Consider the following 18,445-nt stretch of genomic DNA (forward strand, 5'->3'; position numbering starts at 1 on the left):
CGGTCTCTCCCGCCCCCGCCGGGTCCCCGGCACGGTGAGACGCATGATCGCTCTCATCACGGGTGCCAACAAGGGCATCGGATATCAGACCGCCAGGATTCTCACCGAAAGGGGTGTGACCGTCCTGATCGGGGCCAGGGACGCCGTGCGCGGGCAGCGGGCCGCCGAGGAGCTGGGAGCCCGCCTCCTGCAGCTCGACGTGACCTCCGCCGAGTCCGTCGCCTCCGCCGCCAAACAGGTCGAGGAGGAGTACGGCGTGCTCGACGTCCTCGTCAACAACGCCGGGGTCATCGCCGCCCAGGAGGGACCGGCCCCCAGCGCGACCCCCGTGGACGCGTTGCGCACCACCTACGAGACCAACGTCTTCGGCGTGGTCGCCGTCACCAACGCGATGCTGCCCCTGTTGCGCCGGGCGGCGGCGGCCCGGATCGTCAACGTCTCCAGCGGACTGGCCTCCCTGGCGCGCGCGACCGACCCGGAGGACGAATTCCGGGCCCACAACTACCTGGCCTACAACTCCTCCAAGGCGGCGCTGAACATGATCACCGTGTCCTACGCCAAGGAGCTGGCCGGCACCCCCATCAAGGTCAACGCCGCCGATCCCGGCTACTGCGCGACCGACCTCAACGGCCACACCGGCCACCGCACCGCCGAGCAGGGCGCGGCGGTCGTCGTACGGCTGGCGCTGCTGGACGCCGACGGCCCGACGGGCGTCCACCTCCAAGACGAAGGCGTCGTCCCCTGGTGATGCGCCTCCCCCGCGCCGCGGTCTCCGTGCCCTGCCCGGAGACCGCGGCCCCGCCTGCGGTGATTTATGTCTCGCACAGATTAGAAAGCGGCACAGGGGAGAGAGGGGAGGGACAAGAGCCGATGAAACTGGACGGTGTGATGGGGCAGCGAGTCGACAAGGATCGTTACTCCGAGGCGGAGTTCGCCCGCTTCGGGGAGCTGCTGGCCGGACAGCTCGCGGAGCTCCACGAGCTGCTCGGCCGGCCGGGGTTCGGGACGGGGCCCGCCACGATCGGGGCCGAGCTGGAGCTGTTCCTCACCACGCCCGACGGCCGTCCCCTGCCGCGCAACCACGAGGTGCGCGACGCCGCCGACGACGACCGGCTGACCCTGGAGCTGGGCCGCTTCAACCTGGAGGCCAACCTGACCCCCCTGCCGCTGGCGGGCAGGCCGTTCACCGCCCTGGAGCGCGAGCTGAACGAGGTGCTCACGCTGGTGGGCGCCGCGGCCGAGGCCGAGGGCGGGAGGGTGGTGGCGATCGGCATCCTGCCCACGCTCAGCGAGCTCGACTTCACCCACGAGACGATGAGTGACGAGAGCCGCTACCGGGCGTTGAGCCGGGGCATGCGCCGGCTGCGCGTCGAGCCGTACCGCGTCCGCATCCACGGGGCCGAGGTACTGGAGCTGGAGGTCGAGGGCGTGATCCTGGAGAGCGCCAACACCTCCTGGCAGGTGCATCTCCGTACGGCTCCGGCCGACTTCGCCCGCGTCTACAACGCCGCCCAGCTCGCCGTGGGGCCGGTCCTCGCCGTCAGCGGCAACTCCCCGGGGTTCATGGGCAGGAGGCTGTGGGAGGAGACCAGGATCGCGCTGTTCGAGGAGGCGGCCGACGACCGGGACCTGGAGCGGCTCGGGCGCAGGGACCGGCGGGTGGCCTTCGGGTCCGGCTGGGTGGAGAGCCCGGAGGAGCTGTTCGCGATATGCGTTCGCGACTACGAGCCGGTGCTGCCGATGACCACCCACCCGACGCCGGCAGCCGGGCAGGAGGCGGTGCCCTCCCTGGCCGAGCTCCGGCTCCACCAGGGCACGGTGTGGCAGTGGACCCGGCCGGTCTACGATCCGGCGGACGGCGGACACCTGCGGGTGGAGATGCGGGCCCTGCCCGCCGGGCCGACCCCCGTCGACATGGTGGCCAACACCGCGTTCCTGCTCGGTCTCACCTCCGCCCTGGCCGTCGAGCCGGTCGAGGAGTTCCCGTTCGCCTCGGCCTACCGCAACTTCTACCGGGCGGCGATCAGCGGCCTGGACGCCGCGCTGTCGTGGCCCGGCCTGCCGGAGGAGGTCCCCGCCTCCCGGCTGGCGCTGGATCTGCTCCCGGTGGCCAGGGCCGGGCTCGACCGGGTCGGGGTGGACCCGGACGACTCCGGACGGATGCTGGAGATCATCAGGGAGCGGGTCACGCGGCGCCGTACCGGGTCGGTCTGGCAGCGGGAGGCGCTCGCCGCGCTGGGCGGGGACGCGACCGCGATGGTGACCCGTTACCGCGAGCTGGGGCTGAGCGGGCAGCCCGTGCACGCCTGGCCCCGCTGACCTCTTTCGCCGTTCGCCGGGATGGCCGCGGGGCGCCGAAACGCTCAGCTCGCGGCTCCCGGATCCGATGGGTCTTCTGCCGCGGTCCGGCCGACGGCGGGAAGTCCGGAAGAGGCGTGGAGGCGGTGGGGGGCGTGTCGATCGCGATGCGGGCCGTGGGGGGCCTTCTCGCCGTCGTGCTGCTGGCCGGTCCGGGCCTCGCCGTTCCGGCCTCGGCTCAGCCGAAACCTTCGGTCCGGCTGAAACCCGCGGCGGCGGGGACACGGGCGATGTGGTTGTGGCGGCCCGACGCGGTACGGCCGGTCGACGTGCTGGCCTGGGCGCGGGCCCGGGGCGTGCGGGAGATCTTCGTCCACGCCGATGCGAGGCTGCCCTCCAGCGCCTCCCGGCTGGCGCGGCTGCGGGAGCTGAAGCGCGGCGCGGACACGGCCAGGATCCGCCTGACCGCACTGGGCGGAGACCCGGAGTGGGCCGCCGACCACGCGGCGGCGCGGACCTGGCAGCGGGCCGTCCTCGGCACCGGGCTGTTCGCCGGCAGTCACGTCGACGTGGAGCCGTACGTCCTGCCGCGCTGGCGGACCGATCAGGCGGGGACGGTCACGGGCCTGCTGCGGATGCTGCAACTGCTGCAGGCCGACGACGCGCGCCCGCTGGAGGCCGACGTGCCGTTCTGGTACCACACGGTTCCCGCCGGCCCGCGCACCACGCTGGCCGACGCGGTGCTGGCACGGGTGGACGCGGTCACCGTGATGAGCTACCGCGACACCGCCAGCGGCCCCAACTCGCTGATGGCCGTCGGCGCCGACATGCTCGCCCGGGCCACCAGAGCGGGCAGGCCGGTGCGGCTGGCCGCGGAGACCGCACCGCTGGCGGACTGCCCCTACTGCACCTTCCACGAGGAGGGCGGCGCGCGCATGACCGCGGCTCTGGCCGAAGTCGACGTGGCGGCGCGGGCGTATCCGGCTTTCGCCGGGATCGCGGTCCACCACTACCCGTCCTGGCGGGCGATGCGCCCCTGACGGGGCATTCCTCCGAGACGGGCCGTTCCCCGGATAATGCTGAACTCCGCACCATGATCCGCCAAAATGGTGGTCACGGGGAAGGAGTGACATGAGCGTGATGAAGGCCGTATCCGCGGAGCCGTTCCGGCTCAGGCGAGACGGCGGTCCGCCGCCCGGGATCGCGGTGCTGGAGCGGGAGCTCGACCGGGTGCCGCTGAGCACCGTGCTGGCCAAGGCCAACCGGGTCACGGCCAGGAAGGGCGCCAGGGGGACGGGGGCGTTCGGCTCGATGAAGCCGCGCCCGGCCGACTGGTACTGCTTCGACGCCGGTGACAACGACGTCACCGACTGGTACCCGCAGGGGCTGACCGGCTCGGCCGACGCGGGCGTCGCCGGGAACGTGTACGTGGTGAGCTGGTACTTCAAGCCCGCGGACGCCCCCGAGCGGGGGATCCGCCTGTCGTTCCTGAACGGGGTGACCCTGCGCTACCGGCACGTCCTGCTCGTCGGTGTCAGGCCCGACGGCGACATCGCCCCGATCAACATCCACGCCGGGGGCGTGGCCTGGTACGGCGACCTGCTCTACGTCGCCGACACCCACCGGGGCTTCCGGGTCTTCGACACCCGGCACATCTACGAGGTGAACGGCGAGGACGGCGAGGCGATCGGCAGGAAGGGCGGGGTGTACAACGCCTTCGGCTACCGCTACGTGATGCCGCAGACCGGCTCCTGGACCTCGGTCACCGGTGAGGCCCGCTTCTCCTTCGCCGCCGTCGACCGCGACTCCACGCCCCACCTGCTGATCTCCGGCGAGTACGTCGACGAGCCCGGCCGGACCGGGAGGGTGGCACGGTGGCCGCTGGCGGCCGACGGGACCCTGCCGGCCGGCGGTGACGGAGTCGCCGACGCCCTGGACGCCTACGCCCTGCCGGGAGCCAAGATCCAGGGGGCGCTCTCGCGGGGAAGCACCTGGTACCTCAGCCAGTCGGCGGGCGCGTCGGGCAACGGCGCCCTGATCGTGGCCGGGGAGAGGCTCACCCGGCGGCCGTACCCGGTCGGCCCGGAGGATCTCACCCGCGTGCGCGACCAGGTGTGGAGCGTGAGCGAGTTCCCGGGAAGGCGCGTGCTGTACGGCGTGCCGCTGTAGCCGGGCGGGAGCCGCGCGGCGGTCGCCCCGGCGACGCTCTGCCGCCTGGCCGGCGGCGCCCTCAGTGGATGGCGCCGCCGACCAGGCGCAGGTCGTCGTGGAGCAGGACGGCCGCCGTCACGATCGCGGTCAGCGCCTCGGCGATCAGCGGGACCGGCATGGAGGGCTCGGCGTGGTCGAGGACCTGCTCCGGGGCGTACGGCACGTGCACGAAGCCCCCGCGCAGCTGCGGGAACTCGGTGGCGATCAGGTGCATGAGCCCGTAGAAGACGTGGTTGCAGACGAACGTCCCGGCGCTCTGCGAGACGCTGGCGGGGATCCCGGCCTTCCTGGCGGCCGCCACGCACGCCTTGACCGGCAGCGTGGAGAAGTAGGCGGCGGGGCCTCCGGGGATGATCGGCTGGTCGATCGGCTGCTCGCCCGCGTTGTCCGGGATACGGGCGTCGTCGAGGTTGATCGCGACGCGCTCGACCGTGACGGCGTGGCGTCCGCCCGCCTGCCCGACGCAGACGACCACCTCGGGCTCGTGCTCCACGATCGCCTCGCGCAGGAACTCCGTCGCCTTGCCGAACAGGCACGGCAGTTGCACGGCGCGCACGCCCAGTTGCACGGCGTACGTCTGCTCGACCAGCTGGACCGCCTCCCAGGACGGGTTGACCACCGCGCCGTCGAACGGCTCGAAGCCGGCGAGCAGGATTCTCATCGCCGGACCTCCGGGAGTGAGCGGGTTCCGTCAGCGGTCGGCACCGGGTGCTCCGTCATAGGACAAACACTACTTAATGGGGACGAGAGTCACTGCGATGGGGCGGTGGTCGGAGTGGTGGACGTTGACGTTGGCCTGGTCCCGGCCGGTGAAGCCCGGCGTGACCAGCACGTGGTCGATCTGCTCGACCGAGCCGCCGGGGGAGGGGATGGTGTTGAACGGCCGGACCGGGGCGATCGGGTCGGTCAGCCCGGCCTCTAGCAGCACCCGCCAGGCCGGGTCCGGCGGCTCGATGTTGAGATCGCCCGCGACGATCACCGGGTGCTCCTTCGCGGCCTCCCGCACGATCCCGGCGAGCTGCTCGACCTGGTCGAGCTCGCGCCAGCCGGGTGGCGGCTGCAGGTGGGTGCCGATCAGGGTGATCTCCCGGTCCCCCCACCTCAGCCCGACCTCCAGGGCCTGCGCGCCGGTGGGGCCGCCCTGGACGAGCACGTGGTTGCGGACCGAGGTGACCGGAAGATTCGTCAGGATCGCGTCGCCCCAGACCTCGTCGGCGGCCGGGGCCCAGACGAACCGCATTCCGAGCCGCTCGGCGATCAGCCGCACGCCGTCGTGGCCGCCGTTGAGCAGCCAGCCCCGGTCGGCCTCGCTGAGCACGACCACGTGCGGGCGCATCCGCCGCAGCGTGTCGGCCTGCTGCTCCAGCGAGAGGCGGCCCGGCTCGCCGTACCCCATGCGGATGTTGTAGGCCGCGACCCGCAGGCCCTCGCCGGCCGGCTCCCAGGAGGGGACCGGCCCCCGCCAGAGCGGGACGGCCGCCACCAGCCCGGCGGCGGCGAGCGCCGCGACGGGGGTCCGCCAGCCGGGAGCCCGCCCGCCGATCCGCGCGGTGCCCGGCTCCAGGCGGCGGGCGGTCCCGGCCAGGGCCAGTGCCGCGACCAGCAGCGCGGCGGCGATCGGCACCCAGTCGTTGGGCAGGTAGAGGTCGTAGGCGGCGTAGTAGCCGAAGACGAGCACGACGAACAGCAGCATGCCTCCCGAGACGGCCAGGCCGCGCCGGACCGGACCGGATGCACCGGGCCCGGGAGCCGTGGCCGCGTAGGCGAGACAGGCGACCAGGGCGAGCTGGCCGAGCGCCTGCGCGGCGACCATCGCCTGCGGGGACACCCCGTGGATCCCGCCGATCGTCAGGTGCAGGGAGGCGAAGGCGGCGGCGGAGGCGACCAGGACGGCGCCCGGCACCAGCGGGTGCCATCTCCACGGTGCCACGGCGGGTCGCAGCGAGAGCACCGCGAATCCCGCCACGATCGCCGCCGTCCACGCGGGGGCGTCCGCCGTGGCCTGGGCGTATGCGGTGTTGCCGGTGTACAGGCCCCACAGCAGCAGCACCGGGCCGACGAGCAGCCAGGCGCGCGGCGCGGCCGGGTTCTCCTCCGGTGTGGCCTGCGCCGGTGACGCGCCGCCGTCCCCGGCGGCCCGTGCCGCGCTCCCGGCCTCCTCCGGAGAACGGGGCGGCGTCCGCTCGGGCCGGAGCAGGAAGGCCGCGAACAGGACCAGCTCGGCCGCCAGGAGCGCCCACGGGACCGGTCCCCGCCGCCACATCAGGTCGATGCCGTCCAGCGCCGCGTGGAGCACGGTGGAGGCGGCGAGCCCCGCGGCCACCCCCGCCAGCGCCGGCCGGGAGTCCCGGGCGGACATGGCGGTGGCGACCAGCCAGACCAGCCCCGCCAGCAGGCCCGCGCTGGCCACGTACAACTGCGCGTTCCCGCCGCCGGTCAGCTGCAGCGCGAGGCGGGCGGCGAGCAGCAGGACTCCGGCGCCCAGGGCGATCCGAGAGGCGGGAACCAGGCGCGCCAGCGGCACCGCGAGGAACGCCGCCGCGAACCAGGACACGGCGTACAGGCCCATCAGCTCGGCGGGCGTGCTGCCGGCCCGGCCGAACAGCGTGATCAGCGACGGCAGGAAGACCCGCAGCACGTCGGCCAGCACGACCATGCCGAGGGTGACGTCCGGGCGGATCCGCATGCCCACCTCCAAGGAATGTGAGCCATCCTCGTCTCTTTGCGGGATCCTGGCAAGAGAGACCGGCGCTCGCGGGGACCGGGGCCGCGGTGCCGTACCCCCGGAGGAGCCGCGCGCCGGGGCGTCAGTCCCCGGCGGGGCCGTCCAGATAGCGGAACGCCTCGTGCGCGGAGCGCACGCTGTCGCGCAGCGCCTGCTCCAGCCTGCCGGCGTCCCGGGACAGGTGGTCGATCTCCGGTACGGCCGAGGCGTCGGCGCCCGTCTCGGCGAGCAACTCCTCGTATCTGGGCAGCCGGGACCGGAGCAGCTCGACCTGCTGGTGGGCGCGCAGCGCCCGCTCGGCCTCCGTGACGTGCCGCGCGTAGCGTTCCAGGGCCTCGATCCGCGTCACGACGGCGGCCTCGCTGGCGGAGAGCGCCCGCTCCAGCGGCTCCATCGCCGCGACCACCTCGGGAGCGTTCCCGTCGCGGATCAGGCGGCGGTGCTCGCTCCGCAGCGCCGACAGCTTGGCCAGCAGCCGCGAGATCTCCCATTCCTGGGCCGGGAGCATCACCGAGTTCCGCACGTCGTCGAGCATCCCGCTGCCGTTGATCTCGGAGTTCAGGATGTAGCCGACCGCCTGCCGGGTCCGCTCGCGCAGCAGTTCGGCGGGATGGTCGAAGTCCTCGGGCAGAAGGTAACGCCCCTCGTACCAGCGGGCCTGGCGGTAGACGTCGTATTCGGCGCTCTCCGCCTCCAGGGGCTCCTTGGCGGCGAGGTGGCCGGTGAAGGCCACGAAGGCGAGCAACGCAGTGACGAACATGAGGATGTGCCCGCCTCCCGCGAGGAGGACGACGCTCAGCAGGCAGAGCGCGGCGACCGCGCCGCCGACCTGCACGGTCCGGATCGCGAGCTTGGACGAGCCGGCCGGGGGCTTGGGGGTCCATCCGGAGCGGATGCGGGACAACAACGGCCCGTTCTGGCGGAACAGGTCGGCGACTTCCGCGGGAACCTCCGGATCGACCACCACATACTGCACCGGCCGGGTCCTCCTCCCGTCAGACCGTGGTCAGGAAAGCTTATATTTTCGGCTACCGGCCGAGATAGCGGAACGCCTCGTGCGCGGAGCGCACGCTCTCGTGCAGCGCCCGATGCAGCAGGTCGGCGTCCTGGGCCAGACGCCCGATCTCCGGAGCGAGCAGGGTGCCGGCGCCGCTCTCCGCGACGAGCTGCTCGTACTCCGGCAGGTGGGCGCGGATCACCTCGATCTGCTGCTGGGACAGCAGCGCGTGGTCGGCCTCCGTGACGTGGTGCGCGTAGCGTTCCAGGGCCTCGACCCGGGCGACGACGGCGGCCTCGCTGTCGGCGAGCGCCTGCTCCAGCGGCTCCATCGCCGCGATCACCTCGGGGGTCCTCCCGCCCCCGGCGAGGTCGCGGTGCCTGGCCCGCAGCGCCGACAGCTTGGCCAGCAACCGGGCGATCTCCCACTCCTCGGCCGGGAGCATCACCGAGTTCCGCACGCTGTCCAGCAGTCCCAGGTTGTTCACCCGGGACCTCAGGATCCGGTCGATCGCCTGCTGGACCCGGCCGAGCAGTCCTCTCGCCGGAAGGTCGAAGTCCTCCAGCACCAGGAAGCGGCCCTGCCATTCGTTCGCCTGGCGGTAGAGGACACGCTCCAGAGAACCGGTGGGGGAGGGTTTCCTGACGAGGTACAGGACGAGCAGGACGAACGCCTCCACCATCATCAGCAGGATCAGCGGTGCCGCCACCGCGCCCACCAGCGACACGCCCGCGAGCACCGGAAGCGCGGTTCCCCCGAGGATGACCAGAGCCGCGTTCCTGAACCCGTCCCCGGGTTCGGGGGTCCAGCCGCGCCGGAACCGGGAGAGCAGCGGTCCGTTCCGGCGCAGGAGGTTGGCCGCCTCGGCGGGCACCTCCGGATCGACCACCACACGCAGCACAGGCTCGCCCCCTTCGCCGACGCCGAAAACTCACCCATCACCCTGATTTCGGATGATGCGTTCTTCCATGGTGCATCGCAATGGAGGCTGGTGACGCCCACTGGGCGAGACTGGCCGTCCCCTCCCGGTTCCCTGAGCGGTCAGGCGGGGCCGAGCAGGGCGAGTTCGGCGGCGTCGAGCACCAGCTCACCGGCGGCTGCGGAGTCGCGGATCGTCTCCGGCCGGCTGGCTCCGGGGATGGGAACAATCACCGGGGAAAGGGCGAGCATCCAGGCCAGGCAGACCCGCTGCGGGCTCACGCCGCGGGCCCGGGCGACCTCGTGGAACGCCGCGAGGCCGGGATAGGGCTCGACCGCCGAGGAGGGACCGTCGAGCGAGCTGGCGGAGATGCCGCCGAGCGGGCTCCAGGGCAGGAAAGCGATCCCCAGCTCCTCGCAGAGACGCAGCTCGGGCTCACCGGCTCGGACGGAGGGGGAGAACCGGTTCTGCACGGAGACCAGCCGGTCGCCGAGGATCTCGCGGGCCTGGCGGATCTGCCCGGCGTTCGCGTTCGAGACGCCCGCCATGCGGATCTTGCCCTCGTCGAGCAGCTCGCGGATCGCGCCGAGGGAGTCGGCGTAGGGGACGGCCGGGTCCGGCTTGTGCAACTGGTACAGGCCGATCGCGTCGGTCCCGAGCCGTTTGAGTGACTCCTCGCAGGCCCGCCTGAGGTGGGCGGGGGAGCCGTCGACCGTCCACGAGCCGTCTCCCGGCCGCCCGCGCCCGCCCTTGGTGGCGACCAGGACCGGTGAGAGGTCACCGGCGTAACGGGCGAGGGCCCGGGCGACGAGCGTCTCGTTGTGACCGGTCTCGCCGGCGTGCCAGTGGTAGGAGTCGGCCGTGTCGATGAGCGTCACGCCGGCGTCGAGCGCCGCGTGGATCGTGGCGATGGCCCGGGCCTCGTCCGGACGGCCCTCGATGGACAGCGGCATGGCCCCCAGACCGATCGCGCCGACCGGGACATCGCCGATGCGGCGGGAGGGCAGGGTGCGGATGCGGCGGGAGGACGGGGTGCGGATGCGGCGGGAGGACGGGGCGGGGACCTCTCCGGAGGCTCCCGCGGCGGTCTGGGTCATCGCGGGCTCACCGCCCCACGCGCGGCGACCGCCTCGGCGACGGCCCCGGGCAGCCAGTCCGCGGTCTCCGAGAACCGGAAGCCCAGCCGGCCGGCCAGCGCGTTGCTCATGCCGTAGTAGCGGTCGAACGAGAACGGCGACACCTCGGCGTCCTGCGGGCCCGCCACCCGGTAGACCGGCTGCGCCGTACCGTGCGCCGCGATGTGGTCGCAGAGGCCGAACACGTCGAGCTCGCCGCCGGAGCAGGCGTTGACCGGACCGGTGAAGCCGGCGCCCGCAGCCCAGAACAGGAAGTCCGCGATCTCCCGATGGTGGATGAACGTCGAGGGGCGCGGGTCGCGGTGGACGACGATCTCCCGCCCCCCGCGGATCCGCTGGACGTAGTGGTCCAGCCGTCCGGTGAAGTCGTCGGCGCCCCCGCCCATGACGTGGGAGCACCGGACCGAGACATACGGGAACACGGGGTCCCGGGTGAAGACCGCTTCCGCCTGGCGCTTCCCCTCGCCGTAGTGGAGGTCGCGAAAGACCGGGTCCTCCCACGGCAGCTCCATCCGGACCGGCCAGACCGCCGGGTCGACGGCGTCCTCGGTGACCGGGACGCCCGGCGCGGCGGGCCGGATCGCCCCGGATCCGGCGGGGTCGTACACCTCGATGGTGGAGGTCATGACATAACGCCCGGCGCGGTCGCGGAAGACGCGCTTGGCGACGGCGGCCTGCCGCGGCGTGTAGCAGACCTGGTCGACGACGGCGTCGAAGGTCCGCGTTCCGAGAGCCTTCTCCAGCGACTCCTCCCGGTCGCGGTCGGCGACGAGGTGGGTCACGCCCGGCGGCGGCGGGGACGAGCCCCGGTTGACGACCGTGACGTCGATTCCGGCGTCGCGGAGCAGCAGGATCAGCCGCTTGCCGAAGTAGCGGCTGCCCCCGATAACGCATACGTGCTTCATAGATACCTTTCGCACCTTTCCGTACGGCCTGCACCGCACGGGGGACAAGTGTTACGGTTCATGGCCGCGATCTGAAGGGGGAACCATGGGAGATACGGCCGTTCAGCCGAAAGATCCACGCCATCGGCGGCTCCTCGCCGCTGATTCACCGGTCGCGCTGGACGCCATAGATCTGCGGCTGCTCGAACTCGTCCAGGCGGAGGGCCGTATCACGCTGAGTGAGCTCGGACGGCGGGTACGGCTGAGCCCGGCGGCCGTGGCGGAGCGCATCCGCCGCCTGGAGGGCGACGGGACGATAACCGGGTACGCCGCGCTCGTGTCGCCGGTGCGGCTGGGCTACGGCGTCCTCGCGTTCGTCCGGGTCTCCCCGCACGGGGGCTTCACCTTCCGCCATCCCAGGACGCAGGCGATGATCGCCCGTCCGGAGATCCTGGAGGCGCACCACGTGGTCGGCGAGGACTGCTGGATCCTCAAGGTCGCCGTCCATGACACCGGGCATCTGGAGGAGCTGCTCGAGGAGGTGTCGGCACTCGGCCGGACCACGACCTCGATCGTGATGTCCTCCCCGGTCGAGCGTAAGGCGATCACGCCGGTCGGCCGCGACCGGTCGGGGTGACCGCGCTCACCGCGGGGACCCCGAGAACGTGTCCTCCGCCGCCCGCCGTACCCCCGCCGAGGGGCGCTCGGCCTCCCGCCGCACTTCGAAACCGCCGCGGCCGTCGAAGCGGACCGAGAAGAGCGCATCGAAGCCGTCGGCGAGGAGCGGGCGGCGCAGGCGCTTGAGTGTGGCGAAGACGCCGACCTCGGGCACCCGGGCCCTGCCTTCCCGCGCGGCGTTGCGCTCCAGCGAGCCGGTCACGTCGGGCGGGAACCAGTAGCAGTCCGCCCGCGCCCGGTGCCGCCTGGCGGCCTCGATGAGCGGCAGCCACTCCTCGGGCGAGGGATTGGTGTTGTCCACCGCGACGTCGAGACCCCCCTCCAGCGCCTCGTCGATCAGGCGCAGCTGGTGGAGCTGCCGCCGCCGGGCGTTCCGGAAGTTGTCCTTGCTCACGTGGACGTGGGTCGCCGCCAGGACCTGCCGGTAGAAGGTGGTCTTGCCCGATCCCTGCAGGCCCACCAGGACCGCGACCTCCGGACCGCTCATGCCCTCATTCCAGCAGGCGGGGACGGCCTGCCGGTGCGCGGGTGCCCGGGTCGGCGGCGGGTCCGGACGCCTCTCGGGGAATGGGCGGACGGTACGGCGGCCAGGAACAGGCGGTGGTGCGGGCCGGTGCCGGGCGCATCGGCATGGGCGTGCCCTGAACACCGGTCGTGCCCGAGGCGTGGCGCTAAACTCTCCCGCATGGTAGGCCGTGTCCTTTTTCTCACCTTCGGCTGTATAGCGCTGTTCTTCGGCGTGGGGCTCTCCTTCGAGGACAGCCCGAAGGAGGCGCAGCAGGCGCCTGTCCTCGCCCTGACGGGGATCGGGCTGATGATCGGCGGGGCTGCCTGCGGGGCCGCCGAACGCCGGACCGGCCGTCCTCCGCTCCAGCCTCCGCTTCCCCCGCAGCACCACATCCCTCAAGGACACCATGTCCCTCAAGGGCCCCACGGTCCGCAGGGGCCGCCTCCTCTGCAGGGGTACAACCCGCCGGGATACACCGCGCCCTATCCTCCCGGGTAGGCACTCCCGCCCCGACCCGGGGCGCTGGTCTCCTGGGCGGGCGACAACTCCGGTAGGGATGCGTCACTCGGCCCACAGTGAGGCATCGGGCCATCCGAAGTACTCGTGGTCCCAGCCCGCCAGCGGTTGATAGTGCGTAACGGCGATGAGGTCGCCGGAGCCGCCGAATCCCCGGAACTCGGCCACATCGTTCGCGTGGTGGACCGCATGCGGCACGGTGACCAGACCGCAGGTTGGGACGGGGAGGTCGATGACGTCTCCGGCATAGCTGACCTGCACCGTGGCGACTCTTTTCGTGGCCATCACCGTCAGTTCGGTCAGTACCTCCGCATTCTTGCCGGGTTGGGCGAGCTGGGCCGACAAGTCCACCAGATCGTTGCCGCGCCATGTGGGCAGCGGCTCGGCCGGCCGGTTCAGCACCCATTCCGGCATGCCGCCCCCTCCGCAGACCCCCGGGCTCTGCCAACGCCCGTCCGTCGAACGCGCCATTAGGTAGGTGTCGTCGTAGAGTTCGCCGTCCCCCTCGCGGAACAGCACGACCACCGATCCGTAGCGGCCCCACTGACCCGCTGCGGCAATCGCGGCCGAGCCGGGCGGGATAACCGCAGGAAGGGGTGGTGCGCCGTGGTCCAGCGCGTCGAACATCCGCTCGTCGCCGACGGACCTTTCCGGCCCATCGGGCGACTCTTGTTCTGTATGCCCCATATGTCTCACCGTAGGGCTGAGATGTACAGGGCATGGCCAATCGTCAGCGAAGATCCCCTGTGCAGATGGGCTCATGGTGGGACACGCCTACCCGGCTGTGCTTCAGCCGGTCCAGCGCCCCGTCCACCAGGCGGCCCAGCTCTTGCAGATCGTGTGCCAGCCGCGCCGCTTCACGGCTCTCCCAGTCCTTTACAGCCGCTTCCAGGCTGGGAAACGTCCCGCACATGACCGTGACCGTCGTGCCGTTGACCGCTCGTGTAGCCACACGTCCGCTGTCGATGATGGCCCAGTCCTTGAGCGCCATCTCAGCCCCTCCCGGCTTGGCGGGCGAAGCTCGCTCGAAGCGAACGGGCGATCCGCTTGGAGATGCAGCGCAGCTCAAGCTCTCGGAAGGTCGCTGCCGACACATCAGGGGGAGCGTCCGACGGGGTGCCGACGAACCGGGCTTCCCAGACGCCTCCTCGTTCGACGTGATCGAACTCCGGTATCTGCCGCTGAGTCATGCCGCCGCCTTCAGGGCGGCGCAGATCATGTCCACCACCGTGCCGGGCTCATCGGTGCTCACGTTCCGGCAGCTCACGTCCGCCGTGGGGAGGGACACGAGATAGTGGCCGGCGCGCTGGCCTACGGTCACCGTGGCGACGGTCCGACCGGCATCGCTGTAGGCGGTCAACTCGGGCGCGTAGTGGATCAGGCACGCCTTCGGCCACGGCATGCCGTCCCCGTGCAGCCGCATGCCGATCGTATGAGCGCGCACGGTACGAACGCCGTGCGGCTTCAGCAGCCGTTGCACGACAGCCAACGCCTTGTTGTGCATCTCGGCGACAAGGTCACTTACCTCAGGAAGGCGGTGCTCCTCTGCGCTGAGCTCTGTTGCTGTCCGTTCGGGGGTCATGCTCCGACCGTAGGAACCAGCTAGAACAGCTTCAAGGAAGTTGCTCGCAATTGCTTCAACTCGTCCACCTGTGAAGGCAGGCCGGGAATCCTGAGCACTACTCCGACAGTGCTTCCATCGCCTGCGTGATGATCTGACGGGCATGTGGGCCGTAATGAGCGATCTTGGCGAACCAGTTGAACAACCGCGCGTACTGCTCGATCTCTTCAGGCAGCGTCAACGTCAGTTCGGCTGCGACAGTCTCAACGTGAACGGCACGGTCACCAAAGATCCAGAAGCCGTGCTGAGGGGCGAACGGCAGCGGCGCACCCATGGGGACAACGCCCAGTCGGACACGGGGCATCATGGCAATGGCGATCAGCCGATCAAGCTGCCCGAGCATCACATCTGGGGAAGCCATGCCCAGACGGAGAGCACTCTCCAGGATCACGAAGTGGAAGGTCTTGCTCGGGTTGTAGAGCACTTCCTGACGGCGCATCCGTATCGCAACCCCCTCTTCGAGGTCATCGGGGATTCCGTGGAAGGCGATCACCTGGGACAACCGCAGGCGGGCGTACTCACTGGTTTGGAGCAGGCCAGGGATAAGGACCGACTCGAAGACTCGGAAACTGGTGGTCTCGGCTTCCATCTCCGCCCAGCTCTGCTGGCGGGTCTTGGTTCCTAGCCGAAGCTGCCGCCGCCACTCGGCATAGAGGGTCTCCATAGCCCGCAGGGTGGCAATCAGGTTCGGTGCCTCGTCTGGCCGGTCCACGGCATCACACCAGGCGCGGATGTCGTCCTCCGAGGGCGTCTGGCGGCCGTTCTCCAGCTTGCTGACCTTGGACGCCTGCCAGCCGTACCGGGCGGCCAGTTGCCGCCCGGTCAGCTTCGCATCGAGCCGTAGTTCCTTGAGTCTTGCTCCCATCTGCTGACGGGCACGGGCAATGTCACGCACCGGAGGTCACGAACTCCTCAAGGGGAATCGCGTGCTCCCATGCGAGATCACGCCACTTGCGATGCTGTTCGACTGTGGCCGGGTCCGTGATGATCTCCGCACCCAGAAGGACGTCGTCATCGTCCAGATGAAGCAGGGCCAGACGTTCATCGTCGAACAGCCACCAGTCCGAATGAGGCAGATTCAGCCGTTCGGCTTCGACGCGGTCAAGGTAGTGGATCTGGTCTCCAGTGGGGATGCTGTGGCGGGCTACCGCCATGCTGAAACGGACGTAGTCAGAGAACGGGCGGGACACGACGCGAACGCGTCGGAACGTCCGTCCGTGTGAGGCATGCTGGCGCATGAGATCGAACCATTCACTCATCCACGCCATGTCGTCGGGTTCCCCAGCGAGGAACCGCCGTAAGGGCTCCTCCTCGCCCTTGGCCAGGTGGTAGCGCTCTCGTGTCTCCAGGCGGAACGCGGACACGTCGAACAAGGAGAACAGCCTCACGAAGTCGTCACCGGACACTAGACGCATGCTGATCACCCTAGGAACTTGAACAACTCCTTGGGAACCTCCACGAACGCCTCCCCGTCCAGGATGTCTCGGGCGTCCGCAAGCGTCGCAGGGTCGATCACCTGGATGCCTTGGATGACCAAGGTCCCGCGATCCGTCTCGTAGATCGTGGGACATCCGCCTTGGTTGGAGGTGCTTCCGACGAACCGTAGCCGCATGTGCTTGCCTGGAGGGGAAGTTGCTTCGTGTTTCTCGGCCATGTTCGGATGTTCCGCCGCGCGCCGAAGGGCGTCAAGCTCTTTGCGGAACGTCTGGCCGATCGAGGTCAGCACAACGTCGGCACCGGCGCCGGCGGCAACCCGGAACGATCAGGAACACCAAAAGCCCCAGACTCTCGGCCAGGGCCGTGAGCTGGGGCTGCGTCTCCTTTTCGACCAGGTGACACCTGGTCTGCCATGGAGCGTGGTGGACGATACAGGGATTGAACCTGTGACCTCTTCCGTGTCAGGGAAGCGCTCTCCCGCTGAGCTAATCGTCCTCGGGTGAAATCAGAGCGGAAGACGGGATTCGAACCCGCGACCCTCACCTTGGCAAGGTGATGCTCTACCACTGAGCCACTTCCGCGTGTCCGCTGCGAGTCGTCCCCGTGCGGTACCTGCACTACTTTACCGGATCCCGGAGGACCCAGCGTCCGTGCGCTGAGGTGGAGACGGGATTTGAACCCGTGTACACGGCTTTGCAGGCCGTTGCCTCGCCTCTCGGCCACTCCACCAGCCAGGTCCCGGAGGACCTGCCGGAGCGGAAGACGGGATTCGAACCCGCGACCCTCACCTTGGCAAGGTGATGCTCTACCACTGAGCCACTTCCGCGTGATTCCCGATGCTTTCGCCCGGGGCACGGGAAAACTCTAGCGCCTTTTCGGAGGTGCGTGCGCGCATGTGCGGCTGCCGAGCCTCCGGGAGGCCCGGCAGCCGGGTCCTGCACCGCTCCGCGATTGGGCCTTGATCCGTGCCGGAGGGAGGCGCACGCTCGGGGTGAACGCGGGGGACGGCCGGAATCCGGGAGGCGCCTCGTGACCGAACACCAGCTCGGAGTCAGCCGTCCGGCGCTCGCCGTCGCCGATCTCCCCGAGCCCGAGGAGGTCTTCGGGGTCGCCAGGATCGGCCCGAAGGAGCTGTTCACGTTCGCCGTCGGGCCCAGCCTCATCGCGCTGGGCATCTCCATCGGCAGCGGCGAGTGGCTGCTCGGCCCGCAGGCGGTCGGGCAGTACGGGTTCGTCGGGGTCGGCTGGGTGATCCTCGTCTCGGCCGTGCTGCAGACCTTCTACAACGTCGAGTGCTCGCGTTACGTGGTCGCGACCGGGGAGGTGCCGGTCGTGGGCTGGGGGCGGGTGCCGCCCGGCTACCTGCTCTGGGTGCCGCTCTCCGTCTTCATCGTGATCTTCGCCTTCATCGCGGGAGGCTGGGCGAGCGCCGCGGGCCAGGGCGTGTACGCGCTGATCCACGGCGCGGCGCCGCCCGCGGGCGCGGAGGAGCCCCGGCTGTGGGCGATCGCGCTGCTCGTGGTCGTCCTCCTCATCACCGCCGCCGCCCGGCGGATCAGCCGGGCGCTGGAGCTGGCGAACTGGGTCATGGTCGGCTCGATCCTGACCGGCCTGCTCCTCATCGACCTGTTCGTGGTCCCGTTCGGCCGGTGGTGGGAGGCGATCCGCGGGTTCGTCACCCCCGCCGCCCCGCCGGCAGGGATCACGGCGACGCAGATCGGCGCGCTGGCCGGCTTCACCGCCCTGGCCTCCGGGCTCAACTGGTATGTCATGGGGCACTACCGGGACAAGGGATACGGCATGGGCCACCGGGCCGGGTTCATCTCCGGCCTGCGCGGTGAGCGCCGGGAACTGCTGGCCAGCGGTGTCACCTTCCCCGACGACGCGCGCAACGCGGCGTTGTGGAAACGCTGGTACCGGCTGCTGATGATCGACATGTGGGGAGTCTTCTTCGTCGGCGCCCTCCTGGGCATGCTGCTGCCCACGATCCTGATGGCCCGCGCGGTCGAGCTGTCCGGCCGGAAGCCCACCCAGGCGAACGTCCCGACCTTCGTCGCGGGCGTGCTGCGGGCGGAGTACGGCCAGGCGATGTTCTTCATCGTCCTGGTGCTGGGCGTGCTGATCCTGTTCTCCACCCAGCTCGGCATCTTCGAGGCGATGGTGAGGGTGACCACCGACGCCGCCCATGCCACCAGCCCCCGGCTCCGCGCGCTGATCGAGGGCGACCCGCGCCGGTTCTACTACCCGTTCATGATCGTCCTTCTGGCGGTCATCGGCGTCGTCGTGCACCTGGCGCTGCCGGTCAGCCTGGTCCAGTGGTCGGCGAACATGTCCAACCTGGGCGCGCTGATCTACCCCTTCCTGCTGATGTACCTCAACAGCCGCCTGCCCCGCCCGGCCCGGCCGCGCTGGTGGCACTACGTGATCCTCGTGCTCAACTTCCTGTTCTTCGGCTTCTTCTTCGTCAACTTCATCGCCGATTTCGTGGGAGATCCTCTGGTGACCTTCTGACGGC

General features: G+C 70.7%; 19 protein-coding genes and 4 tRNA genes. 6 read left to right on the forward strand and 17 right to left on the reverse strand.

What is annotated here, in order from left to right; all coding sequences use genetic code 11:
• The first annotated feature begins 43 nt into the window (after positions 1-43).
• The 4 genes from HS041_RS25515 (at position 44) to HS041_RS25530 (ending at position 4,467) form a co-directional block, all read left to right on the forward strand.
• Positions 44-748, forward strand: coding sequence for an SDR family oxidoreductase (locus tag HS041_RS25515; RefSeq protein ID WP_196443329.1), 705 nt, complete (start codon positions 44-46; stop codon positions 746-748).
• A 122-nt stretch (positions 749-870) separates the two neighbouring features.
• Positions 871-2,319 (forward strand): glutamate-cysteine ligase family protein, encoded by a 1,449-nt coding sequence (locus HS041_RS25520; protein ID WP_230879600.1) that lies wholly within the window; start codon positions 871-873, stop codon positions 2,317-2,319.
• Positions 2,320-2,453: 134 nt separating this feature from the next.
• Positions 2,454-3,338: a hypothetical protein gene (locus HS041_RS25525; protein WP_196443330.1), complete on the forward strand. Its 885-nt coding sequence runs from the start codon at positions 2,454-2,456 to the stop codon at positions 3,336-3,338.
• Positions 3,339-3,429: 91 nt separating this feature from the next.
• Positions 3,430-4,467, forward strand: a complete 1,038-nt coding sequence (locus HS041_RS25530) for a hypothetical protein (protein WP_196443331.1) — start codon at positions 3,430-3,432, stop codon at positions 4,465-4,467.
• A 61-nt stretch (positions 4,468-4,528) separates the two neighbouring features.
• Here HS041_RS25530 and pcp read toward each other — a convergent pair whose 3' ends face one another.
• From pcp to HS041_RS25560, 6 genes are all read right to left on the reverse strand, one after another.
• A complete protein-coding gene (gene pcp / locus HS041_RS25535; protein WP_196443332.1) occupies positions 4,529-5,170 on the reverse strand; it encodes a pyroglutamyl-peptidase I in 642 nt (213 codons plus the stop codon).
• Between the two features lie 69 nt (positions 5,171-5,239).
• Positions 5,240-7,195, reverse strand: a complete 1,956-nt coding sequence (locus HS041_RS39815; RefSeq protein ID WP_196443333.1) for an endonuclease/exonuclease/phosphatase family protein — start codon at positions 7,193-7,195, stop codon at positions 5,240-5,242.
• A 121-nt stretch (positions 7,196-7,316) separates the two neighbouring features.
• Positions 7,317-8,210 (reverse strand): hypothetical protein, encoded by an 894-nt coding sequence (locus HS041_RS25545; protein ID WP_307845461.1) that lies wholly within the window; start codon positions 8,208-8,210, stop codon positions 7,317-7,319.
• 52 nt (positions 8,211-8,262) lie between these two features.
• The gene (locus HS041_RS25550; protein ID WP_307845462.1) at positions 8,263-9,132 is read right to left on the reverse strand and encodes a hypothetical protein; all 870 of its coding nucleotides are present in this window, start codon (positions 9,130-9,132) and stop codon (positions 8,263-8,265) included.
• Positions 9,133-9,272: 140 nt separating this feature from the next.
• Positions 9,273-10,247, reverse strand: a complete 975-nt coding sequence (locus HS041_RS25555; protein WP_307845463.1) for an aldo/keto reductase — start codon at positions 10,245-10,247, stop codon at positions 9,273-9,275.
• On the reverse strand, positions 10,244-11,191 hold the full coding sequence (locus HS041_RS25560; RefSeq protein ID WP_196443334.1) for a Rossmann-fold NAD(P)-binding domain-containing protein: 948 nt from the start codon (positions 11,189-11,191) through the stop codon (positions 10,244-10,246). Before HS041_RS25560 ends, HS041_RS25555 begins: the two co-directional genes overlap by 4 nt.
• Positions 11,192-11,276: 85 nt before the next feature.
• Here HS041_RS25560 and HS041_RS25565 point away from each other — a divergent pair, with 85 nt between their 5' ends.
• Positions 11,277-11,807 carry an Lrp/AsnC family transcriptional regulator gene (locus HS041_RS25565; protein ID WP_196443335.1) on the forward strand — a complete coding sequence of 177 codons (531 nt, stop codon included), beginning with the start codon at positions 11,277-11,279 and terminating at the stop codon, positions 11,805-11,807.
• Positions 11,808-11,813: 6 nt separating this feature from the next.
• Here HS041_RS25565 and HS041_RS25570 read toward each other — a convergent pair whose 3' ends face one another.
• From HS041_RS25570 to HS041_RS25620, 11 genes are all read right to left on the reverse strand, one after another.
• On the reverse strand, positions 11,814-12,335 hold the full coding sequence (locus tag HS041_RS25570) for an ATP-binding protein (RefSeq protein ID WP_196443336.1): 522 nt from the start codon (positions 12,333-12,335) through the stop codon (positions 11,814-11,816).
• Positions 12,336-12,917: 582 nt separating this feature from the next.
• Entirely contained in the window at positions 12,918-13,559 is a 642-nt protein-coding gene (locus HS041_RS25575; protein ID WP_196443337.1) for a hypothetical protein, read from the reverse strand.
• 43 nt (positions 13,560-13,602) lie between these two features.
• On the reverse strand, positions 13,603-13,863 hold the full coding sequence (locus HS041_RS25580; protein ID WP_196443338.1) for a hypothetical protein: 261 nt from the start codon (positions 13,861-13,863) through the stop codon (positions 13,603-13,605).
• Positions 13,864-14,058: 195 nt separating this feature from the next.
• Positions 14,059-14,454: a hypothetical protein gene (locus HS041_RS25585; RefSeq protein WP_196443339.1), complete on the reverse strand. Its 396-nt coding sequence runs from the start codon at positions 14,452-14,454 to the stop codon at positions 14,059-14,061.
• A gap of 97 nt (positions 14,455-14,551) precedes the next feature.
• Entirely contained in the window at positions 14,552-15,388 is an 837-nt protein-coding gene (locus HS041_RS25590) for a helix-turn-helix domain-containing protein (protein ID WP_196443340.1), read from the reverse strand.
• Positions 15,381-15,899: a DUF6879 family protein gene (locus HS041_RS25595; protein ID WP_196443341.1), complete on the reverse strand. Its 519-nt coding sequence runs from the start codon at positions 15,897-15,899 to the stop codon at positions 15,381-15,383. The genes HS041_RS25590 and HS041_RS25595 overlap by 8 nt, the downstream gene beginning before the upstream one ends.
• Positions 15,900-15,913: 14 nt before the next feature.
• Positions 15,914-16,219 (reverse strand): hypothetical protein, encoded by a 306-nt coding sequence (locus HS041_RS40165; protein WP_307845464.1) that lies wholly within the window; start codon positions 16,217-16,219, stop codon positions 15,914-15,916.
• 131 nt (positions 16,220-16,350) lie between these two features.
• Positions 16,351-16,425, reverse strand: a tRNA-Val gene (locus HS041_RS25605).
• 14 nt (positions 16,426-16,439) lie between these two features.
• Positions 16,440-16,511 (reverse strand) — tRNA-Gly (locus HS041_RS25610).
• Positions 16,512-16,588: 77 nt separating this feature from the next.
• Positions 16,589-16,659: transfer RNA gene (locus HS041_RS25615), tRNA-Cys, on the reverse strand.
• A gap of 25 nt (positions 16,660-16,684) precedes the next feature.
• Positions 16,685-16,756 (reverse strand) — tRNA-Gly (locus tag HS041_RS25620).
• Between the two features lie 203 nt (positions 16,757-16,959).
• Between HS041_RS25620 and HS041_RS25625 the strand changes: the two genes are divergently transcribed.
• Complete coding sequence (locus tag HS041_RS25625) at positions 16,960-18,441, forward strand: Nramp family divalent metal transporter (RefSeq protein WP_196443342.1); 1,482 nt, start codon at positions 16,960-16,962, stop codon at positions 18,439-18,441.
• Positions 18,442-18,445 lie beyond the last annotated feature (4 nt).

Source organism: Planomonospora sp. ID67723, from assembly GCF_015711605.1.
GTDB lineage: Bacteria > Actinomycetota > Actinomycetes > Streptosporangiales > Streptosporangiaceae > Planomonospora_A.

Bases quoted from the DNA above. Each gene is read 5' to 3' on its own strand.
- HS041_RS25530 (WP_196443331.1), top strand. From the start codon at position 3,430: ATGAGCGTGATGAAGGCCGTATCCGCGGAGCCGTTCCGGCTCAGGCGA.
- HS041_RS25560 (WP_196443334.1), bottom strand. From the start codon at position 11,191: ATGAAGCACGTATGCGTTATCGGGGGCAGCCGCTACTTCGGCAAGCGG.
- HS041_RS25585 (WP_196443339.1), bottom strand. From the start codon at position 14,454: ATGACCCCCGAACGGACAGCAACAGAGCTCAGCGCAGAGGAGCACCGC.
- pcp (WP_196443332.1), bottom strand. From the start codon at position 5,170: ATGAGAATCCTGCTCGCCGGCTTCGAGCCGTTCGACGGCGCGGTGGTC.
- HS041_RS25555 (WP_307845463.1), bottom strand. From the start codon at position 10,247: ATGACCCAGACCGCCGCGGGAGCCTCCGGAGAGGTCCCCGCCCCGTCC.
- HS041_RS25575 (WP_196443337.1), bottom strand. From the start codon at position 13,559: ATGGGGCATACAGAACAAGAGTCGCCCGATGGGCCGGAAAGGTCCGTC.
- HS041_RS25570 (WP_196443336.1), bottom strand. From the start codon at position 12,335: ATGAGCGGTCCGGAGGTCGCGGTCCTGGTGGGCCTGCAGGGATCGGGC.
- HS041_RS25520 (WP_230879600.1), top strand. From the start codon at position 871: ATGAAACTGGACGGTGTGATGGGGCAGCGAGTCGACAAGGATCGTTAC.
- HS041_RS25515 (WP_196443329.1), top strand. From the start codon at position 44: ATGATCGCTCTCATCACGGGTGCCAACAAGGGCATCGGATATCAGACC.
- HS041_RS39815 (WP_196443333.1), bottom strand. From the start codon at position 7,195: ATGCGGATCCGCCCGGACGTCACCCTCGGCATGGTCGTGCTGGCCGAC.
- HS041_RS25580 (WP_196443338.1), bottom strand. From the start codon at position 13,863: ATGGCGCTCAAGGACTGGGCCATCATCGACAGCGGACGTGTGGCTACA.
- HS041_RS25565 (WP_196443335.1), top strand. From the start codon at position 11,277: ATGGGAGATACGGCCGTTCAGCCGAAAGATCCACGCCATCGGCGGCTC.